At 57.6% G+C, this 17576-nt stretch carries 17 protein-coding genes and 2 CRISPR repeat arrays (1 of these 19 cut by a window edge); of the genes, 12 read left to right on the top strand and 5 right to left on the bottom strand.

The annotated features are described in order from the left end of the window. Positions 1–766: direct repeats of the CRISPR family, unit length 36 nt; unit sequence GTCGCTTCCCTTCGGGGAAGTGGAATTAATGGAAAC (it extends 432 nt beyond the left edge of the window). 107 nt (positions 767–873) lie between these two features. Continuing rightward, a CRISPR array of direct repeats spans positions 874–1423; the repeat unit is 36 nt; unit sequence GTCGCTTCCCTTCGGGGAAGTGGAATTAATGGAAAC. A gap of 15 nt (positions 1424–1438) precedes the next feature. Further along, positions 1439–2263, bottom strand: coding sequence for a 1,4-dihydroxy-2-naphthoyl-CoA synthase (menB, locus tag NW842_RS03305; protein WP_011432215.1), 825 nt, complete (start codon positions 2261–2263; stop codon positions 1439–1441). Positions 2264–2380: 117 nt separating this feature from the next. Continuing rightward, the gene (gene cobA, locus NW842_RS03300; protein ID WP_414417471.1) at positions 2381–3883 is read right to left on the bottom strand and encodes a uroporphyrinogen-III C-methyltransferase; all 1503 of its coding nucleotides are present in this window, start codon (positions 3881–3883) and stop codon (positions 2381–2383) included. Between the two features lie 175 nt (positions 3884–4058). On the opposite strand from cobA, the gene NW842_RS03295 reads away from it, so the two are divergent. Then, positions 4059–5069, top strand: a complete 1011-nt coding sequence (locus NW842_RS03295) for an ABC transporter substrate-binding protein (protein WP_414417470.1) — start codon at positions 4059–4061, stop codon at positions 5067–5069. 12 nt (positions 5070–5081) lie between these two features. Here the strand turns inward: NW842_RS03295 and NW842_RS03290 are convergent, their stop codons facing one another. Next, a complete protein-coding gene (locus tag NW842_RS03290; RefSeq protein WP_414417469.1) occupies positions 5082–5600 on the bottom strand; it encodes a phycobilisome rod-core linker polypeptide in 519 nt (172 codons plus the stop codon). A 588-nt stretch (positions 5601–6188) separates the two neighbouring features. Here NW842_RS03290 and NW842_RS03285 point away from each other — a divergent pair. The 6 genes from NW842_RS03285 (at position 6189) to NW842_RS03260 (ending at position 9956) form a co-directional block, all read left to right on the top strand. After that, positions 6189–6674: a 2Fe-2S iron-sulfur cluster-binding protein gene (locus NW842_RS03285; RefSeq protein WP_414331883.1), complete on the top strand. Its 486-nt coding sequence runs from the start codon at positions 6189–6191 to the stop codon at positions 6672–6674. 232 nt (positions 6675–6906) lie between these two features. Beyond that, positions 6907–7587, top strand: coding sequence for a V4R domain-containing protein (locus NW842_RS03280; RefSeq protein WP_011432222.1), 681 nt, complete (start codon positions 6907–6909; stop codon positions 7585–7587). 59 nt (positions 7588–7646) lie between these two features. Continuing rightward, positions 7647–7928 carry a hypothetical protein gene (locus NW842_RS03275; RefSeq protein ID WP_414417468.1) on the top strand — a complete coding sequence of 94 codons (282 nt, stop codon included), beginning with the start codon at positions 7647–7649 and terminating at the stop codon, positions 7926–7928. Positions 7929–7989: 61 nt separating this feature from the next. After that, positions 7990–8583 (top strand): hypothetical protein, encoded by a 594-nt coding sequence (locus tag NW842_RS03270; RefSeq protein ID WP_414417467.1) that lies wholly within the window; start codon positions 7990–7992, stop codon positions 8581–8583. Positions 8584–8607: 24 nt separating this feature from the next. Then, positions 8608–9078 (top strand): phycobilisome protein, encoded by a 471-nt coding sequence (locus tag NW842_RS03265; protein WP_414344046.1) that lies wholly within the window; start codon positions 8608–8610, stop codon positions 9076–9078. Positions 9079–9266: 188 nt separating this feature from the next. Then, positions 9267–9956 (top strand): V4R domain-containing protein, encoded by a 690-nt coding sequence (locus NW842_RS03260; RefSeq protein ID WP_414417466.1) that lies wholly within the window; start codon positions 9267–9269, stop codon positions 9954–9956. Positions 9957–9981: 25 nt separating this feature from the next. Here the strand turns inward: NW842_RS03260 and NW842_RS03255 are convergent, their stop codons facing one another. Then, positions 9982–10689 (bottom strand): hypothetical protein, encoded by a 708-nt coding sequence (locus NW842_RS03255; RefSeq protein WP_414417465.1) that lies wholly within the window; start codon positions 10687–10689, stop codon positions 9982–9984. A 279-nt stretch (positions 10690–10968) separates the two neighbouring features. On the opposite strand from NW842_RS03255, the gene NW842_RS03250 reads away from it, so the two are divergent. From NW842_RS03250 to NW842_RS03240, 3 genes are all read left to right on the top strand, one after another. Further along, positions 10969–12213: an HhoA/HhoB/HtrA family serine endopeptidase gene (locus NW842_RS03250; RefSeq protein ID WP_414417464.1), complete on the top strand. Its 1245-nt coding sequence runs from the start codon at positions 10969–10971 to the stop codon at positions 12211–12213. 615 nt (positions 12214–12828) lie between these two features. After that, positions 12829–14145: an MFS transporter gene (locus NW842_RS03245; RefSeq protein WP_414417463.1), complete on the top strand. Its 1317-nt coding sequence runs from the start codon at positions 12829–12831 to the stop codon at positions 14143–14145. A gap of 93 nt (positions 14146–14238) precedes the next feature. Beyond that, the gene (locus NW842_RS03240) at positions 14239–15129 is read left to right on the top strand and encodes a SpoIID/LytB domain-containing protein (protein WP_414417462.1); all 891 of its coding nucleotides are present in this window, start codon (positions 14239–14241) and stop codon (positions 15127–15129) included. Positions 15130–15151: 22 nt separating this feature from the next. Here NW842_RS03240 and NW842_RS03235 read toward each other — a convergent pair whose 3' ends face one another. Beyond that, positions 15152–16369, bottom strand: a complete 1218-nt coding sequence (locus NW842_RS03235) for a helix-turn-helix transcriptional regulator (RefSeq protein ID WP_414398453.1) — start codon at positions 16367–16369, stop codon at positions 15152–15154. Positions 16370–16550: 181 nt separating this feature from the next. Here NW842_RS03235 and cas1 point away from each other — a divergent pair, with 181 nt between their 5' ends. Together cas1 and NW842_RS03225 are read left to right on the top strand one after the other, a co-directional pair. Then, positions 16551–17288 carry a CRISPR-associated endonuclease Cas1 gene (gene cas1 / locus NW842_RS03230; protein WP_414417461.1) on the top strand — a complete coding sequence of 246 codons (738 nt, stop codon included), beginning with the start codon at positions 16551–16553 and terminating at the stop codon, positions 17286–17288. Next, complete coding sequence (locus tag NW842_RS03225) at positions 17281–17565, top strand: CRISPR-associated endonuclease Cas1 (RefSeq protein ID WP_414417460.1); 285 nt, start codon at positions 17281–17283, stop codon at positions 17563–17565. The genes cas1 and NW842_RS03225 overlap by 8 nt, the downstream gene beginning before the upstream one ends. Positions 17566–17576: the final 11 nt, after the last annotated feature.

Here is a 17576-nt window from a genome sequence, read left to right as displayed (position 1 = left end):
GTCGCTTCCCTTCGGGGAAGTGGAATTAATGGAAACTCTTCTGAGCTCGGTTCACCCCCACGCGTGTGGGGATAGTCGCTTCCCTTCGGGGAAGTGGAATTAATGGAAACGTAGCTTACGATTTTGGGGCAGTCTGAATTCATCCAGGTCGCTTCCCTTCGGGGAAGTGGAATTAATGGAAACTTCAACTTCTCAGGGGTAGCAGGAATGATAATAATAGTCGCTTCCCTTCGGGGAAGTGGAATTAATGGAAACTTGTTCTGGAGTTAGCCGTCTTGGGCCCGTTACGCCTAGTCGCTTCCCTTCGGGGAAGTGGAATTAATGGAAACTGCGTGATACCATGGGATGTAGCTCAACACTTTTCCTGTCGCTTCCCTTCGGGGAAGTGGAATTAATGGAAACTTGTTCTGGAGTTAGCCGTCTTGGGCCCGTTACGCCTAGTCGCTTCCCTTCGGGGAAGTGGAATTAATGGAAACTGCGTGATACCATGGGATGTAGCTCAACACTTTTCCTGTCGCTTCCCTTCGGGGAAGTGGAATTAATGGAAACCTGTTTAGGTTTGTGAGACTAGGCTTCTAGCTTTTTGTCGCTTCCCTTCGGGGAAGTGGAATTAATGGAAACGAAAGTAAGCAAAGCGTTCATAGTAATTGACCCAAAGTCGCTTCCCTTCGGGGAAGTGGAATTAATGGAAACTCTTGGTAATCGACATACCCATTCAAGATATCGCCCAGTCGCTTCCCTTCGGGGAAGTGGAATTAATGGAAAGTCTGCAGTTGGTCAAGCTGGCCGTGGAGATCGAGAGAGTCGCTTCCTTCGGGGAAGTGGAATTAATGGAAAGATCCAGTTCACTCCGGGCTCGAACCTGAACTCCAGAGTCGCTTCCCTTCGGGGAAGTGGAATTAATGGAAAGGATCATCATGTCCAATTCAGGATCGGGATGCCGATAGTCGCTTCCCTTCGGGGAAGTGGAATTAATGGAAAGTGCTAGTGATCGGAAACCCAAGTGATACAACACTTGGTCGCTTCCCTTCGGGGAAGTGGAATTAATGGAAAGTGCAGTCCTTCCATCAACCTCAGAACCGGTATTAGGGTCGCTTCCCTTCGGGGAAGTGGAATTAATGGAAACCAGTCTGGATCGACATACGTTCAGAGTTGATCCGAAGTCGCTTCCCTTCGGGGAAGTGGAATTAATGGAAACCCGGCTGCAGGGACGGGCCAGGCTCATTCATGACGAGTCGCTTCCCTTCGGGGAAGTGGAATTAATGGAAACGCGACTGTGGGATGGCAGCGATATTGAAACTAGCCGCTATTGTCGCTTCCCTTCGGGGAAGTGGAATTAATGGAAACCGCACTCCTAGGGCCTTGGCATAGTTCACAGTCCCCCAAGGTTGCTTCCCTTCGGGGAAGTGGAATTAATGAAAAAATGAAAACAAACAAACTATGGCAGCCAGGGAAACTGGCGAAAGTTAGGTGGGCGCTTTTCCAAAAAGGCGCGTTTGCCCTCAGCAGCTTCTTCGGTCATGTAGAACAGCAACGTCGCATCTCCGGCCAGCTCCTGCAGCCCCACCTGCCCATCGCAGTCGGCGTTGAAGGCGGCTTTGAGGCAGCGGATGGCTAAGGGGCTGTGCTGGAGAATTTCTTGCGCCCAGCGGATCCCTTCAGCTTCTAGCTCTTCCACTGGCACCACGGCATTGACCAGACCCATCTCTAGGGCTTGGGCTGCGGTGTATTGGCGGCAGAGGAACCAAATCTCGCGGGCTTTTTTTTGCCCCACCACTCGCGCCAGGTAGGCGGCCCCAAAGCCCCCATCGAAGCTGCCCACCCTAGGGCCGGTTTGCCCAAAGATGGCGTTGTCGGCGGCAATGGTCAGGTCGCAGATGAGATGCAAAACATGGCCACCCCCAATGGCGTAGCCTGCCACTAGGGCAATCACCACCTTGGGCAAAGAGCGGATGATGCGCTGCAGATCCAGCACATTGAGACGAGGGATCCCGGCCTCATCCAGGTAACCGGCCTCGCCCCGTACGCTTTGATCCCCGCCGGCGCAGAAGGCATACTTCCCATCGGTATGGGGCCCGGCGCCTGTTAAGAGCACTACTCCAATCCTGGGATCCTCTCGCACATCGGCAAACGCATCAATCAGCTCGGCAATGGTCTTGGGGCGGAAGGCGTTGCGCTTGTGGGGACGGTTGATGGTGATCTTGGCAATGCCATCCGTTTTTTCGTAAAGAATGTCTTCGTAGAGCTTGGCCGTCTGCCACATGGTGTCTGGGTGTATCTATTGGGATGCCGGGCCAGGAGAGTTCCGTTTGGCTGATGGGGGCTCACTATGAGGAGCACCTGGGTACTCTGCACCGCTACCGCGAACGGCCTGAAAAGGCTAGGTAGAACGGTTGGTCGCTTGGATGAGGGCTTCCACCAATCCTTCCAAAGTATACTCCTGGGCTGCGATGTCCACTCGACCAAATGCAGCCTTGCAGGTTGCGGCCGTCTTGGGGCCAATGGCGGCAATCTGCACGGGTGGATCCCAGATCTCAGGGCCTAGCCCTGCCTGCTGGATCAAGTGGGCAAAATGCTGTACTGTCTTGGAGCTGGCAAAGGTGAGGATGTCCACCTGACGGGCCTTCAGAGCCTCCACCACCTGGGGATCCGCTGCTGCTGGACAGGCGGACTGATAGGCGGCCACCTCCACCACCTCTGCTCCTCGCTGCCGCAACCCCTGTACCAGCTCCTCCCGCCCTCCTGACTCAACGCGGGGAAAGAGGATGCGCTGCCCCTGCACTGGCTGCGGCCAAATGGGTAGCAGGGCTTCGGCCACAAACTCGGAGGGCATCAGATCCGGGCGAATGCCGTACTGGGCCAGCACGGAAGCGGTTTTGGATCCCACCACCGCCACTTGCAGGGAGTGGAGTGCTCGGCTATCTCGCCCCTGCCGCTGCAGCCGCTCAAAGAAAGCCTGCACTCCATTGGCAGAGGTCAGCAGCAGCCAGTCGAATTGTTCCAGGTTGGCAATGGCTGTATCCAAGGGATCCCAGCTCGTGGGCGGCTGGATCACCAGGGTCGGCATCTCCAGCACCCGCGCTCCCTGGGCCTGTAGCAACTCACAAAAAGCTGGTGATTGCCCCTCGGAACGGGTGACGAGAACCGTCTTGCCTGCCAAAGGAGCCGGTGGCGGCAAGGGTGGGATCCCCGGCAAAAAGTCCTGCCGCAACCGGATCACCTCCCCGACCACCAGCAGACCCGGCAACTTTGCCTGACTCTCCCCCTGCTGCAGCTCGGCCAAGGTGCCTACCCACACCTGTTGCTCTGCTTGCCCCGCCCCCCAGATCAAGGCCACCGGTCGGTCTGCCGGGATCCCAGACTCCATCAGCCGTGCGCCAATGTGCTGTCGCTGCCGGGATCCCATCAAAATCACCAAAGTATCCAACTGGGCCAGGGCGCTCCAGGGCAAGGCCTCTAGATCGTGGGCAGTCAGCACGGCAAAAACGCGGCTTAAGTGCTTATCGGTCAGGGGGATCCCTGCCCAGAGGGGGCCAGCCAGGGCCGACGACAACCCCGGCCAAATCTCAAAGGGACAGCCCGCCTCCCTAAGGGCTTGGATCTCCTCGCGAGCGCGGCCAAAGATCAAGGGATCCCCTGACTTGAGGTGAACCACCTGTTTGCCTTCTCGGCAGCGCTGGATAAGCCAATGGATGCCCTCCTGGAGGCTTCCTGGCCCAGAGCGTCGCCACACCTGCGCCTGCGGCGGCAACTCTGCCAACAAGCGCTCATCCACCAGCTCGTCGATCCAGATAGCCTCAGCCTGCCGTAGGATCTCCAGTGCTCCCTGCGTCAGGCCCGCCCGCCCGCCCAGCCCTGCCCCCACTAGATACACCTTGCCCATGCCCTACCCCTTGGAATGTCGATCTTGCCCCTTGTAAGAAGGGGATCCCGCTTGCTTTGCAAATATAAATCGAAGACGCCTCCCAACAGCTCCTCTTCCAAGGGGTGGCCAGCCTGAGGAAAAACTGGTCTACTTGCGAGATACTGAAAGCGTGGCCGCCTGAGGATCCCTGCCTATGTCCGGTGTAACTCCAGAGCCTTGGCCGCGGCGGCGTTTTTTGGCCAGTGGAGCTGCTCTGCTAGCAGTAGGAGCGGGCTCCCGCCCCTCTTCGGCCAGATCCCGGCCCTTGCGACTGGTCACCAACTGGTACGCCCAGGCCGAACACGGCGGCTTTTACCAAGCCCTGGCCACCGGCATCTACGCCGACTACGGTCTGCAGGTGGAAATCCGCATGGGGGGAACGGCGGTTAACGTGCTGCAACTGCTAGCCGGGGGAGCGGCAGATTTTGTGCTCGGCGGCAGCCCCGACGCTCTGGCGGCTCTGCAAGCTGGGATCCCTGTTCTCACCGTGGCCGCCTTTTTCCAGAAGGATCCCCAGTGTCTCTTGGCCCATCCAGGGGTGGGCATCGAGCGCCTGGAAGACCTGCGGGGCAAGCCCATCTGGGTGTCACCGGGGGCCAACCTCACCTACTGGCCTTTTTTGCGGGCCAAATTTGGCTTTACCGACGAGCAGAAGCGCCCCTACAACCTCAGCCTCACGCCCTTCTTGCTGGACAAGTCTTCTGCCCAGCAGGGCTATGTGACCTCCGAGCCCTTCCGCGTGCGCCAGGAGGGGGGCTTTGATCCCGTCGTTTTTCTGCTGGCCGACTACGGCTATTCCCCCTACGCCACCACCCTGGAGACCACCCGCCCCTTTGCCGAACAGCACCCGGAGCAGGTGCGAAAATTTGTAGCTGCCTCCATCCAGGGCTGGCAGAGCTACCTAGAGGATCCCCGCCCCGGCAATCGCCTCATCCGCCAAGACAACCCCAACATGAGCGAGGCCCTCCTGGCCTACGCCCACCAAGCCCTAAAAGACTACGGCCTTCTCACCAGTGGAGATGCCGCCACGCTGGGGATCGGCGCCATGACCCACCAGCGCTGGCAAACCTACTTCCGGGAGATGGTTGCCCTGGGAACGGTGGAAGCCAACTTGGATGTGGGCCAAGCCTACACCCTCGACTTCCTCCCCGGCCCCACTGCCTAAGGGATCCCCGACTCACATCACCGCCAGGCTGTGCAAAAGTGGGGATCCCTGTATCCCCAGCCCGTGGCGCCGGTTCATCCGATCCGTCAATAAGTAGGCCAAGGGGGGGTGGCCGCTTAGCCGTTGACGGGGTTGCGGCAGATGGTTGTTGCCGAAATGGTGGCGGTATTCCTCAGAGTCGATAAAGGCATTGACCATGGCCTGAAAGCCGTGATGCACCAGAATATCGTGGTAGGTGGCCACCTCAGCTTTGCTGGCCGGGGCCCGCCCCAAAAAGTGCTTGAAACCCTGCTCCACACAGCGGGTGTTGCAGCCGGCACTGAAAAACAGCCGCTGATAAAGACGGGATCCCCCAATCTGGCGAACCAAGCGCTTAATCCCGATCCGCCCGCGGAGAAAGTCCTGCTCGATTTTCTCCAGTTCTCCCGCTTTCTCGTGCTGGTAGGGCTGGCGTTCCAAAAGCTGCTGATAGGCGGCCCGCAACAGGTTTTGCAACGTTTGCGGATCCTGCCGGCGCTGGCGCGATTCCATAACCCTAGCTCCCAATCGACGAAGCCAACAAAAACAGAAAAGATCGATTTACAGACAAAATGGGGGACTACTTTAAAGAAATTATGAAGGGAATAGCAAATGGCTCGATACGCTTTTACGGCGGACTTCAGCACATCCCTCTGCAACAAAACTGCCAACAAAAGACTATGAAGAGCCTACTTGAGATTTACCTTGACGATAGAACAACCGACGTAGATCCGCGATAAATATTTACAAAAGGATTGTCGTTGGCTCTGATTTACGTGATTTCACTTTGTGGCTTTCTGGGCGATAAAAAGATTCCGTGTTTATCCGTAGTTAAGGATTATGACATTTTCATCCAAGATGACCTCATCCAAATCCAAAATAAAGTAAAGAATATAGCCTTCCCCAGAGTTGCTTGTGCGGGACTCATCATCTGAGGTGACCTACATTTAACTTTAATCGACTGGGAAATCAGGTGTTGCCGTAGACCTGCAGAAGGACTGCAGGGAAGGGAGTTAATTGTTGTGATTTGTTTGCGTTGCTTTTGCAGTAGATCTTGCCCGCCGGGGTTTCTTGCCTGCCCTTAGTGTTTGGATCCCATCTATGGTTAAACAAATCCGGCTAGAGCCTTTATCTCGTGTCTCGGAGGTCGATACCTACAGCAATCTGCTGTCGGCCATTTTGTCGGAGGAGCTGCAGGTTTCGCGGGAATGTAACGGTCGCGGCCTCTGCGCCACCTGTCATGTTTACGTCAAAGAGGGAATGGAAAGCCTCACTCCCATCACCCCCCGCGAGGCCAAGACTCTGGAGACCATTACCAGCGCCCGCAGCAATTCCCGGCTGGCCTGTCAGGCGCGGGTGGTTTCCGATGGCGTGGTGGTGGAGCTGCCGCCGGGGATGTACGTGAACTCGCTGAGGGATATCGAAGTGCTCATCGGTCGGCGGGCCGAACAAGACCTGCTGCACCCACGGACGGGGAAGGTTTTGGTGGAGCAGGGCAAGATCATCACTCGCTCTACTGTTAAGCAGCTAGAAAATGAGGACTTCCGCATCATTGGCAATACGCTGGCCCAAACTCGGGAAGTTTGATGGATTGTCGATGTTCAGGGATCCCTTGGGCTCAGCGGGCATTGTCTTATAGACAATCAACCAAGGATTGAACAATGTTGGATCCCTCAGATAGCTGACCAAGTTTATCGAATGCTTAGCCATTCATTTTGTTGACTCATTGGCATTGTCTGGCCCAGTTGATCCCTACAAATCCCACCAAATCCTGTTGCTTTGCAATCTAGAATTATCCATTTTTTATCAGGAGAGCGCCATGGCCACCACATCTCGACCGGATCCCCGTCCTGCAGTCACCATGCCTGTGGGCCGCGACAAGCATGCCCACTACAGTTACCGCGATTTCTTCCGCTTCAACCGAGATCAGGGCACGATCATCGACTGGAACAACACGCAAAATCTCCTGCTCAGCGAAGACTTTATTGTGGGCTTGCAAACAGGCTTGGAACGGGAGGTGGGGGATGCTTCGGCGGCGGTGATGTACACCATTGGCAGAGATTGGGGCATCCGCGATGCCAAGCACTTCTCCGAGTGGTACGAGCGGGAGTATGGGATTGGCGTAAAACAGTCCAACCTTTTGTTTTTGCTGGAGACTTGGTGGTGGCCTTTTACGGCTCAGGGCTGGGGCAAGTGGGAGGTGGAAACCGAATCCAAACAAAAAGGCTTCCTGTTTATCAACTTGTTTGACTCGATGGTGGCTCGCACCCTTGGGGATGTGGGCAAGCCGGTTTGTCATCTCTATGCCGGGCTATTTGCCGGGTTTTTCACCGCTATGACTTCCCGCGAGCTGGCCTGCATCGAGATCCAGTGCTACGCCATGGGGGAAACCTACTGCAAGTTCCTGTTGGGCGGGCAAGAACGCATTGATGCCGCCAATTTTTGGATCACCGAAGGGGCCAGCGCCCGCGAGATCGAGCAGCGTTTGCACCAGTTGTGAGGCTTGCTTGTGGCTTTTGAAGGCTCTCTGGGATCCCTCGACACTTTGGAGAAACGCCCATGGTCACCTTCAACTTAGACACCGATCTGGACTTAACCCAGCCGCTGGCGGTCTTTTTGCAGGGGTTGAACTGGGATAACCGACCCCCGGCCAAGGCTTCCTCCGCTCAAGAACTGCCGCCGCAGTCCCCCGTGCTCTTTGCCCAGTCGGTGGGACAGTTTTTTGCCGGCTTCAATTGGTCGGGCATCTGCCCACGCTCAGAGCCGCTGCCGGAATTGCCGGCAGAGGATCCCTTTACCCTTGAGGATTTTGCCGCCTTGTTTGGCGGAGCTTTGCTCTAGCTCTGGTTTGTTCAGGGATCTCGGTTTTGTTTTGCCCTCTGTTTTTAAGGAGACTTCACCCATGGATGACCTTCACTCTTGGCCAGAACGCATTGCCGAGCGAGAAGGGGATTACTTAACACCCGACGATCTGCAAGACCTGATTCGCTACTCTCTCTCTTTTCAAGAACGGCTGGAGCTTTACCAGGTCTTACAACAGCAGGAGCTGACCTGGATCCAAAGGGTCTTGCAACAGCAGGGGCCAACCCCCGTCGCGACAGCGTTGCCCAGCAGCAATCCCGCCAGAGAGGGGGCAGAACCTTCTCTAACCCCGGCTCAGCGCCTCTTGGCTCGTCAATTGGCCTTTTGTTTGCGCTCCCTGGGCCTGAGTCTGTTGCTGGGGGATCCCACCCCTGTGCAGCAGGTAACTCTTGGTGCGATGGAACAGTACCTAGGGTTGCCGCAAGCGCTCGCTCAGCTACGGGCAGTGGTTCAGGGATCCCTGCCGGCGGATCAGCAGGGTTTGCTTGCCACCTACTGGCAAGAGCTACAAGCTGTCTGCGCCACTTCTCAGGCCCAGTTCCCTTCCCCCTCTTCTTCTAGGTCTGAGGCCGAGGTTGACCTGCCCACAGTTCCGCCGGAGCGGGCTCTCACCTTGGCGGAAATGTTTGTGTGAAGCCCACTGAAGGAGGCTCTATCTATGAATTCAAGGGTTGCCGAGCTGATGCAACAAAGCGAAGGCCGCTATCTGCGCCCGGACGAGTTGAAAACTCTACACGCCTACGTGGAAGGGATCCCGAAGCGGGTCCGCCTTTACCAGGTTCTGCAGGCCAAAGAACAAGAGCTGCTGGATCGGGTGATGGAGAAGTTTCAGCCGATGATGCCGAATTTAATCCGCCAGCATGGTCACCTGGCCTGGGAGCGCTGCCGCCGGGATCTGAGCATGGTGTGGCGCTACTGCTGCATGGCCATGCTGCTCAACGACGAAGACTACCTGAGGGATAAATTGCTCTACTGGCTGGAGACGATCCTGAAATCGTTCAAGATGCGCGACCAATGCCAGCCTGCCTACAAGTTAATGCTCGACTCCCTGACCTACATCTTTGGGGCAGAAGAGAGCGAGATGATCCGTCCTTATCTGCTTTTGGCCAAATCCATGCTGGTTAACTGAGTCCATTCGCCCTCAATCTATTCACCAAAGTTCCCTGCGCCCTCCGATAGCGACCTCCTTCTCCCGATTTACTGTATACAGCTTATACAGCTCACTCCTTAATCATTCATTCCCTCACGCCAAAAATTCCAGCCGCTCCCCAATCTATCCATCCCCGCCCTCTTGTCCACCTGACTGCGAGAATAGCCATGATCTCCCTGCAAGAGATTCTGCAAGACCAGATCTTGCCTGGGCACTGCTTTAGCCCTGCCTACTACATCCGCCCTGACATCCACACCGGACTGCTCTACAGCCGCGGAGGATACCGCTTGGCGGCCTTTCCCATGCCCCTGCTGGAAGCTCTCTACTCCGGCCTGCGCTACGAAACCGGCCAAGCCACCCGCGTCATTCTCTACAACTGTGGCCGCGATTGGGGAGAGGCGTTTTTCCGCCGTATTGAAGACGAGCTTTCCGGCTACTACCAGCAGCCGCCGCAGGAATTGCCGATGGGGATCTTCCTGGATGCCCTCAGCGATCTCTGGGCTACCCACGGCTGGGGACGCCTGGAGCTGGATTTTTCCGCCGCCGACCACGGCTTGGTTCAGGCCGGGATCCGCCATTCCAGGTTTGCCCTTGCCGCTCGCGCCAGCTTCAACCCGGAGGAACCTTCTGCACGGCGAGAGCCTGCCGGATATTTGGAGGCGGGAATGCTGGCCAGCCTCTTCTCCTTGCTTTCGGGGCGGGATCTCATCTGCGTACAGACCACCTGCGAATCCCTGGGGGCCGATCTCAACCGCTTCCTCATCGGCACGGCTCAGCGGCTGCACCACTGCGAGGAATGGGTGCGCAAGGGCCTCTCCCACGACGAGATTTTGGATCGGCTCACGGCCAGTCCCTAGGGCCAGAGCTGTTTTCAGAAGCTCGCTAGGGCAGGTAGGGCTGAAAATCTTGGGTGACCGTCAGAGTCAAGTTGGCATTGGCGTCGATCACCGCCACTTCCGGCGCCGTTACATTGCCGATGACAGCCCCTGCCGCCGCTCCGCCCAGCACTTTCTCCGTCGAGATCACGCGGTCGCCGAACAAGCCTCCCAAGATGGCCCCCGCAGCTGCCCCAATCAAGGCATCTTGCACAATCGCTTCCCCGGAAGTGTGGCGGGGATCCTTGCGCAGCGGGATAACCTGGCTCTGAGCGTAGAGGGGGTAGGATTGGCCGTTGAAAATCAAAGCCCGCGAAACAAACTGGGTGCCGCCGCTCACCGGCTGAAATTGGCCTTCCAAAACAGCCCCCGCCGGGACGACCATGTTGCCGTAGATATCCCGCAGAGGGGTATCCAAGCTAAGGCTGACGGCGCGGGTTTCCCCAGGGGCAATCAAGAGGGTTTCTGGGGAGCGATGCACCGCCTGGATCAGATCCCCAGAGCGCAATAGCAACGTGGTTTGCAGTTGAAAGGGCTGGCCAGGTTGCAGGGGTTGAGGGCCAGGGGGAAGGGGGCGAGGATTCACAGGACGCCATCCTTCTCCAGGAGGCGGTGGTGGCAAGGGCCCCATTTGCGCCAAAACTGGGGCGGCCATCTGTGCCGAGAGCAATCCACCAAGCAGAGGAGCCAACAGGCGGCTGGCTGGGTTGGTCATGGTCTTACCCCCATTCATTATTCCTACGTTAGCTGCAAACCGGCCAAAGTCGGGAACAAAAGCTTTCCTGGCCTCACTATCGTGATCAAAGCCAACTGAATGGGAGATGGGCTACCTTGGGTGAGCAGATTCCGCTGCTCTTCGCTCCAGATAGAAGTACGGAAAAACGCTAGGGTTGCCCACTCTGGGATCCCTGCTGTCCATGTTAGATTAGGCTCTAGGTTTCTTCCCCTGCGTGGGGCCGAAGTCTTGCAGCATCCCAACCCTCTTCTTGTAGCTATGAAGCGCAGCACATCCATGCCGGGCCAGCCCTCTCCCAGGTCAGAAGCTTCTGCCCAACCTGCCCAATCCTTGTTCAAGCCTTCTGCCGTTTCCACTTGGAAGTCTCTTCTCTCGTCGGTGCTGCTGGTGCTGCTGGGCATTGGGCTGGGAGCAGCTCTGGTGGGGGGCAAGGGGGTATCTGCCCAAACGACGACAACCCCGCCCCAACTGAACCTGAATTTCATCGCCGATGTGGCGCAAAAGGTGGGGCCGGCGGTGGTTCGCATCGATGCTGAGCGGACGGTGCGCGCCCCTGCCCCTTTTCCGGAGGAGTTTTTCAGCGATCCCTTTTTCCGAGATTTCTTCGGCCAAGCGATCCCTTCCATCCCTCGGCAGCGGCGACAGCAGGGAACCGGCTCTGGGTTCATCATCAGCCCAGACGGCCAGATCATCACCAATGCCCATGTGGTCGAGGGATCCGACAAGGTAACGGTGACGCTCAAGGATACCCGCAGCTTTGATGGGCAGGTAATCGGTTCGGATCCGGTTACGGACATCGCCGTGGTGAAGATCAACGCCCAGAACCTGCCGACCGTGAAGCTGGGGCGCTCGGAAACCCTGGAGCCGGGCCAGTGGGCCATTGCCATCGGCAACCCCCTGGGTTTGGATAACACCGTTACGGCTGGGATCATCAGCGCTTTGGGCCGTTCCAGCGGGGAGATTCGGGTGCCTGACAAGCGGGTATCTTTTATCCAAACGGATGCGGCCATTAACCCCGGCAACTCCGGCGGCCCGCTGCTCAACGCTCAAGGGGAGGTGATAGGGGTGAACACCGCCATCATCCAGGGAGCGCAAGGGTTGGGCTTCGCCATCCCCATTGAGACGGCCCAGCGGGTGGCCAATCAGTTGATCACTCGCGGCAAGGTGGATCACCCCTACCTGGGCATCCGCATGCTGACGCTGACTCCAGAGCTGAAGGAGCGCCTCAACCAGGATCCCAATAGCCGCATTTTGATAACGGTGGATCAGGGTGTACTGATTGGCGAAGTCATCCAGGGATCCCCAGCGGAACGGGCAGGGCTGCGGTCTGGGGATGTCATTCTCTCCATCAATGGTCGTGCCGTAACCACAGCCGATCAGGTGCAACAGGAGGTGGAGCGCACTGAGGTGGGCAGCACCCTGGAGCTGGAGATCGAGCGAGCCGGGCGGCGACAGAAGATCCGCGCGGTAACAGGCTCTTTCCCGGCCCCCAGCGGAGGCTGATTGGACGTTGTTCACCACTCCTCCGAGACCCCAGCGACACAGCAGGGTTGTTGTCAATGGGGGTAAACCTCTCAACCTAGGTTGCGAACTCCCCTTTTCCCCTGGGAGAGGGGCTGGGGCGGTGCTGATCGCGCCAGCGGGACGGAGTCCTTACACTTGGGCTGTTTCAAACCAATTTGCAGTGACCAAGAAAACTGGGTTGCAAGCCCCGCCCTCAAGGGCGGCTTTTGCTTTATCGCTACGCGACGCTTTCGCGAACGCCTGCGGCGGTGCGGAGCGCTTTGGCGTCTCCCATTGGGTTGCGGTACTAACCTCACGCCCGATGTAGCTCAGTCAGTGGGGGTTGTTCTGCTGGCTGAGAAAGAATCCCCCGGCTACTGCTTCGCAGAAGCAAGCTATAGCTGTGGGGAGAATGTCAATTGGGTTCGCTGTTGTCCCAAACCGGAAGCACCTTCAAAGCTGAGCAGGGCCGGTTCACAGCCTCAGGCCATACGGTTACAATCAGAAAGGTTAGCACCTAAATATTTTGGACTGAGGGATCCAGCGAAGGTGGCTCTATCCCAGGGCGCGGTTCTGGGAGCACGCTTTGAGTCCCATTTTGCACAAGGAGTTGGCGTGAGGGTATTCGAGCAGCTACAGCCGGCACAGCGGCGCAACTTGGGCATTTTGTTTGTGGCTGGGCTGCTCTTTTGGGCCAGTTTATCCTCGCTGCTGCCCACGTTGCCTCTCTACGTCAGAGATGCCGGTGGCACCAGCCAGCAAGTGGGCTGGGTAATGGGGGCCTTTTCGATTGGGTTGCTGGCCTTTCGCCCTGCGTTGGGTCGTCTGGCGGATGGCCACAGCCGGCAGATCGTGCTGCTTATCGGCATGGGGGTGGTGGGGATGGCCCCCATAGGATACTGGCTCTCCGATTGGATCCCATGGGTAGCGCTGGTGCGAGCCTTTCATGGGGTTAGCATCGCCGCTTTTGCCACGGCCTATGTGACTTTGGTGGTGGATTTTGCCCCAGAAGAAAAACGGGGCGAGATCCTGGGCTACATGAGTTTGGTCAATCCGATCGGCGCAGCCATTGGCCCTGCTTTGGGCGGCTTTTTGCAGGAGTTTGCCGGCTATGGCCCTTCGTTTCTCTTCTCTGCTCTGCTGGGGTTGGTGGGCTTTCTTTGTACCCAACTGGTTCGAGAACAGCGGCGTGAGCATTGGGGATCCCTGCCGATGGATGGGGCCTTCTGGAGCTTTCTGGGCAGCCCGAAGGTGCGCTCCCTCGCTTGGGTGATGTTTTTGGTGGGGTTGGCCTTCGGCACCCAGACCACCTTTGTGGCCTTGTTAATCCAAGAAGCCGGAGCTCCCCTGAATCCAGGTCTTTTTTATACGGCAGTGGCCTTTGCCAGCTTTGGAGTGCGCCTGCTCACCGGTCGCGCTTCCGATCGCTATGGGCGGGGGCCATTTATCTCCCTCAGCTTGGCCACCTATGCCTTGGCAATGGGGATCCTGATTGTTGCCAACAGCACCGGCGCTTTTCTGGCTGCTGGGATCGTGGTGGGTTGCGGTTTTGGGACTTTGATCCCTCTCATCTCTGCCCTCGTGGCCGATCGCTCGGAGCCGGCGGAGCGGGGTCGCCTGTTTAGCTTGGTGATGTGTGGGTTCGATTTGGGCATCGGCCTGGCGGGGCCCCTCTTGGGCACCTTGGCGGCGGGAACCGGCTATCGAGCCATGTTTGGCTATGCGGCTCTTCTTTCCCTGGCTTCCTTAGGTTCTTTTCTCTTCTTCTCCAATGGACGACCGGGGGACTCGCTGCGCTTTGCCTTGGGCCTGGGGCCGGATAGCTCTTCGGTCCATCTAGAGGGCGGCCGCAATCGGCTTGGGTCGCAAGAACCCGACCCTCTGGAGCCGCCGGATCGGCCCGCTCCGCTGGAAACGGGATCCCGTTCATAGATAGTTCCATACTCAGATCCCCCACACCCCGTCAAGAACTGAGGCTCAAGCCCTCTGCAGTTGCTGCCAACCAACCGGCCCATTTCTGGAAACTTGCCTTATCCTAAGCTGGAGTTGGTGTACAAAAAGCAACTCTGGATACGGATTATGGAAGCGCGGCATTGGCTGGCCCTGCTGGGATCCCTGGTGGTCAGTGCCTTCTGGGGATGGGTGGAAGCCGTCTGGGGGGTGACGGTGCGAGTGCAATTGGCCCATACTACTGCCCCTCTGGTGGTGGGAGTTTCTCTCCCTGCCCACCTGATCAACGGTCGGGGAGAGGTGCTGGCGGAGTTGCCCCCTATGCAGGGGTTTTTGGCTCAGCCCGGCCCTCGAGGGGTGCATCTGCATGGAGTGGTTGACCCGGCGTTGTTCATCGAACCTCAGGAGGGTGGCCTGGTAGCGGTGAATGGCCGCTGGTATTCCGGCAAGGTGCTCTTGACCGGGTACAACCTGGTGATGGCCATCAACTACGTGGATCTGGAAGACTATGTGGCCAGTGTGGTGGATGCAGAAATGGGATCCCGTTTTCTCCCAGAGGCCCTAAAGGCCCAGGCGGTGGCGGCCCGCAGCTACGTTCTCTACCATCGCAACTCCCGCGGTTGGTTTGATGTGTTTAGCGATACTCGCTCCCAGGTGTATCGAGGGCTTTCCCAGCGGTCGGCAGCCGCCCTGGAAGCAACGCAAGCCACCCGTGGCGTGGTCATGGTGTATGGGGGACAGTTTGTCAATGCCATGTACAGCGCCAGCAGCGGCGGCCAAACCGTCGGGGTGAGTGGGATCCCTTATTTGATGAGCTTGCCGGATGTCAGCCTCTACCCCAAGTTTGGGCATGGCATTGGCATGAGCCAGCGGGGCGCTCAAGAATTGGCCCGCCGAGGCTGGACTTACCGCCAAATTTTGGCCTACTACTACCGAGGGGTCAGCTTTGCTCGTCTGCCGGAGTGAGACCTTCAGTGTCCTGGGTGTCTCATCCCATTCGCTCTGTCTTGTCTGCGTCGAGTTCCCTCTGGGCCGCCTCTTGCTGGTTGCTTCTGTATCGCTGCAACTGTTCCTCGGCCAGTTTGGCGTGCTGCTCAGCCAATTCTGGGGGAGTCAGGATCTGAACGTTGCCCATGAACCGGTTGACCCAGCGCATGAATTCCCCATGAGAACGGGGGGGAAGCCGGACTTGGTAGTCCAAGTACTGACCCTGTCTAGAGGGGGTCAAGATCTTCTGGCTGGGGTGACGGTAGCCTCCCTCGCGGATGAACGGAATGGTGTCGCCGTAGAAGCGGACGGTAATCTCCGTGAAGGGAAGTTGACCAGATAGCTCCTGGCGTTGTTCTTCTGGTTCGCCCAGGAAAAGACCCCAGCCCTGATTCAGGAGCTCATGGACTTGTTTAAGTCGTTTCAGTTGTTGAGAGCGGCTGCGGGGCGGGTGAGAGAGAACCTGGCACTGATCATCGAAGCGATCCAAGCGGCCGATCACCAAATGCTGGGTATCAGATTGCTCGTAGGCTAGATACCAGGCAATGTCGTAGTGAATCAATTGCAGAGGCCAGATGGATTTGGATCCCTGTTGACCCTGCTGGTAAGGATCTGAGGAACGGCAAATCTGAATCGCCTGCCCCTGGAGAATGGCAGCTTCTAGGGTGTCGAGGGCGCTGTAGAGGGTGCGGACAGCCGATCCCTTGCGGCTGACCCGGGTGGGATCTGTGGGGATGATGGAGCGGTTGAGCTGGGCTCTGACCGGGTAAAAACTCTCTGAACTGTGGCTTTTGCCCCAGCGGCGGCGGACAATAGCCTGAAAGGCCTCTTGGGCTTTGGGATCCCGTTGGTAGGTGGCCTGGGAGTGGAGGGCGCTAAGGGCGGTGTTGAACTCCAGTTCGGTCATGGCGCTGGAGCCGAGATAGTAGCCCCAACGATACGTCTGATCTCCGAGAATGCCGTAGTATCTCAGGGTTTGCAGATCTTTGTGCAGAGTGTGGGGAGAACAAGGAGGAAGAGCGATCTGTTGCTGGGCAGCGACAGCGTGCAGGTACGAGAGAAGTTCTTGCAGGCGGGGGGGAGCCTGCTCATCGCGACCTGGAAGATTTGACGCGTTGAGATGGCCGACGCCGGGATATTGAGCCAGGGTGGCGATCAGGCAGAGCAGACGATCAAAGCTTTGGGGATGGGCGTAGGCTTGCGAGGGGTGGAAAGTCATGGGGAGGGATCCTTTCGTCAGGAGCACACCGTCACGAACGGATCCCGTACCAGAAGCCTTGCTCTGCTTTTTCGCCATTCGCATCTTTCCTTACAGCATTCTTGGGCCTGACTTTTAACTTGAAGAAGGCTCCATCCTGCTTCCACTTCAGCTTCAATTTTAGGCTTCTGGGAGTGGCCTTATGGGCAGAACACTTTATGTGTCCCAACAAGATTGCTACCTCAGCCTCGACCAGGAACGACTGGTTGTCAAACGAGCTGGAGTTGTTCTTCAACAGGCTCAATTGCCCCACCTGGATCAGATCTTGATCTTCGGCCACGCCCAAGTCACAACCCAACTGATCCAGAGTTGCCTAGAGCGCAACATCCCCATCGCCTACCTTTCCCAGATGGGGTACTGTTATGGTCGCCTGCAGCCCGTTCAGCGGGGGAGTCGTTTTCTTCAGGAAAAACAGATTCTGCTGACCCCTTTTCAAAAATTGGAGGCCGCCAGACAGATCCTCAAAGCCAAGCTGCACAACTGCCGCGTACTTCTTCTGCGGCAACGCCGCCGCAAATCTCAGGTCAGCAGCGAGAAAATTGCTCAGCTCCAGCAACTCATTCAGGCTATGGATGAAGCTACAACTCCAGAGCAGCTCATGGGCCTTGAAGGAGCTGCCGCTGCCGTCTACTACCCAGCGCTGGGGGAGTGCCTCACCTCTCCTGGCTTTGAACTGGTGACGCGCACTCGTCGTCCCCCCCGGGATCCTGTCAATGCCATGCTCAGCTTTGGCTACCAGCTCTTGTGGAACCACATTCTGCTCCTGATTGAGCTGCAGGGCTTGGATCCCTACCAGGGATGTCTGTCTGCACACCGGTCACCACAATCACCCCTGCCTGGCCTCGGATTTGGTGGAAGAGTTTCGTGCCCCAGTGATTGATTCTCTCGTGCTGTGGCTGATCAACAGCGGCGTCATGGATCCGATTGAAGACTTCACAGATGAAATCGAGGGGTGCATGCTCACCCAAGAGGGCCGAACCAAAGTTCTGCGGGCCTTTATCCAGCGGATGGAGGACACGGTGCAGCCGGAAGATCCCGTCAAGGGTGCGCGGGAAGAAGAGATCCCTCGCTGGGCCGTCATCAACCGGCAGGTGCAGATCTACAAGCAGTTTGTAAATGATCAGATCCCTGTTTACTTGCCGTTCCTCATCCGCTGAAGAGATCTCAC

The sequence above is a fragment of the Synechococcus sp. R55.4 genome, assembly GCF_047461935.1.
GTDB lineage: Bacteria > Cyanobacteriota > Cyanobacteriia > Thermostichales > Thermostichaceae > Thermostichus.
Note: the sequence above shows the minus strand (reverse complement) of the source record. Positions and strands in the feature narration are given on the sequence as shown.

Bases quoted from the DNA above. Each gene is read 5' to 3' on its own strand.
- NW842_RS03275 (WP_414417468.1), top strand. From the start codon at position 7,647: ATGGTCACCTTCAACTTAGACACCGATCTGGACTTAACCCAGCCGCTG.
- NW842_RS03235 (WP_414398453.1), bottom strand. From the start codon at position 16,369: ATGACTTTCCACCCCTCGCAAGCCTACGCCCATCCCCAAAGCTTTGAT.
- NW842_RS03290 (WP_414417469.1), bottom strand. From the start codon at position 5,600: ATGGAATCGCGCCAGCGCCGGCAGGATCCGCAAACGTTGCAAAACCTG.
- menB (WP_011432215.1), bottom strand. From the start codon at position 2,263: ATGTGGCAGACGGCCAAGCTCTACGAAGACATTCTTTACGAAAAAACG.
- NW842_RS03260 (WP_414417466.1), top strand. From the start codon at position 9,267: ATGATCTCCCTGCAAGAGATTCTGCAAGACCAGATCTTGCCTGGGCAC.
- NW842_RS03270 (WP_414417467.1), top strand. From the start codon at position 7,990: ATGGATGACCTTCACTCTTGGCCAGAACGCATTGCCGAGCGAGAAGGG.
- NW842_RS03280 (WP_011432222.1), top strand. From the start codon at position 6,907: ATGGCCACCACATCTCGACCGGATCCCCGTCCTGCAGTCACCATGCCT.
- NW842_RS03285 (WP_414331883.1), top strand. From the start codon at position 6,189: ATGGTTAAACAAATCCGGCTAGAGCCTTTATCTCGTGTCTCGGAGGTC.
- NW842_RS03250 (WP_414417464.1), top strand. From the start codon at position 10,969: ATGAAGCGCAGCACATCCATGCCGGGCCAGCCCTCTCCCAGGTCAGAA.
- cobA (WP_414417471.1), bottom strand. From the start codon at position 3,883: ATGGGCAAGGTGTATCTAGTGGGGGCAGGGCTGGGCGGGCGGGCGGGC.
- cas1 (WP_414417461.1), top strand. From the start codon at position 16,551: ATGGGCAGAACACTTTATGTGTCCCAACAAGATTGCTACCTCAGCCTC.
- NW842_RS03295 (WP_414417470.1), top strand. From the start codon at position 4,059: ATGTCCGGTGTAACTCCAGAGCCTTGGCCGCGGCGGCGTTTTTTGGCC.
- NW842_RS03255 (WP_414417465.1), bottom strand. From the start codon at position 10,689: ATGACCAACCCAGCCAGCCGCCTGTTGGCTCCTCTGCTTGGTGGATTG.
- NW842_RS03265 (WP_414344046.1), top strand. From the start codon at position 8,608: ATGAATTCAAGGGTTGCCGAGCTGATGCAACAAAGCGAAGGCCGCTAT.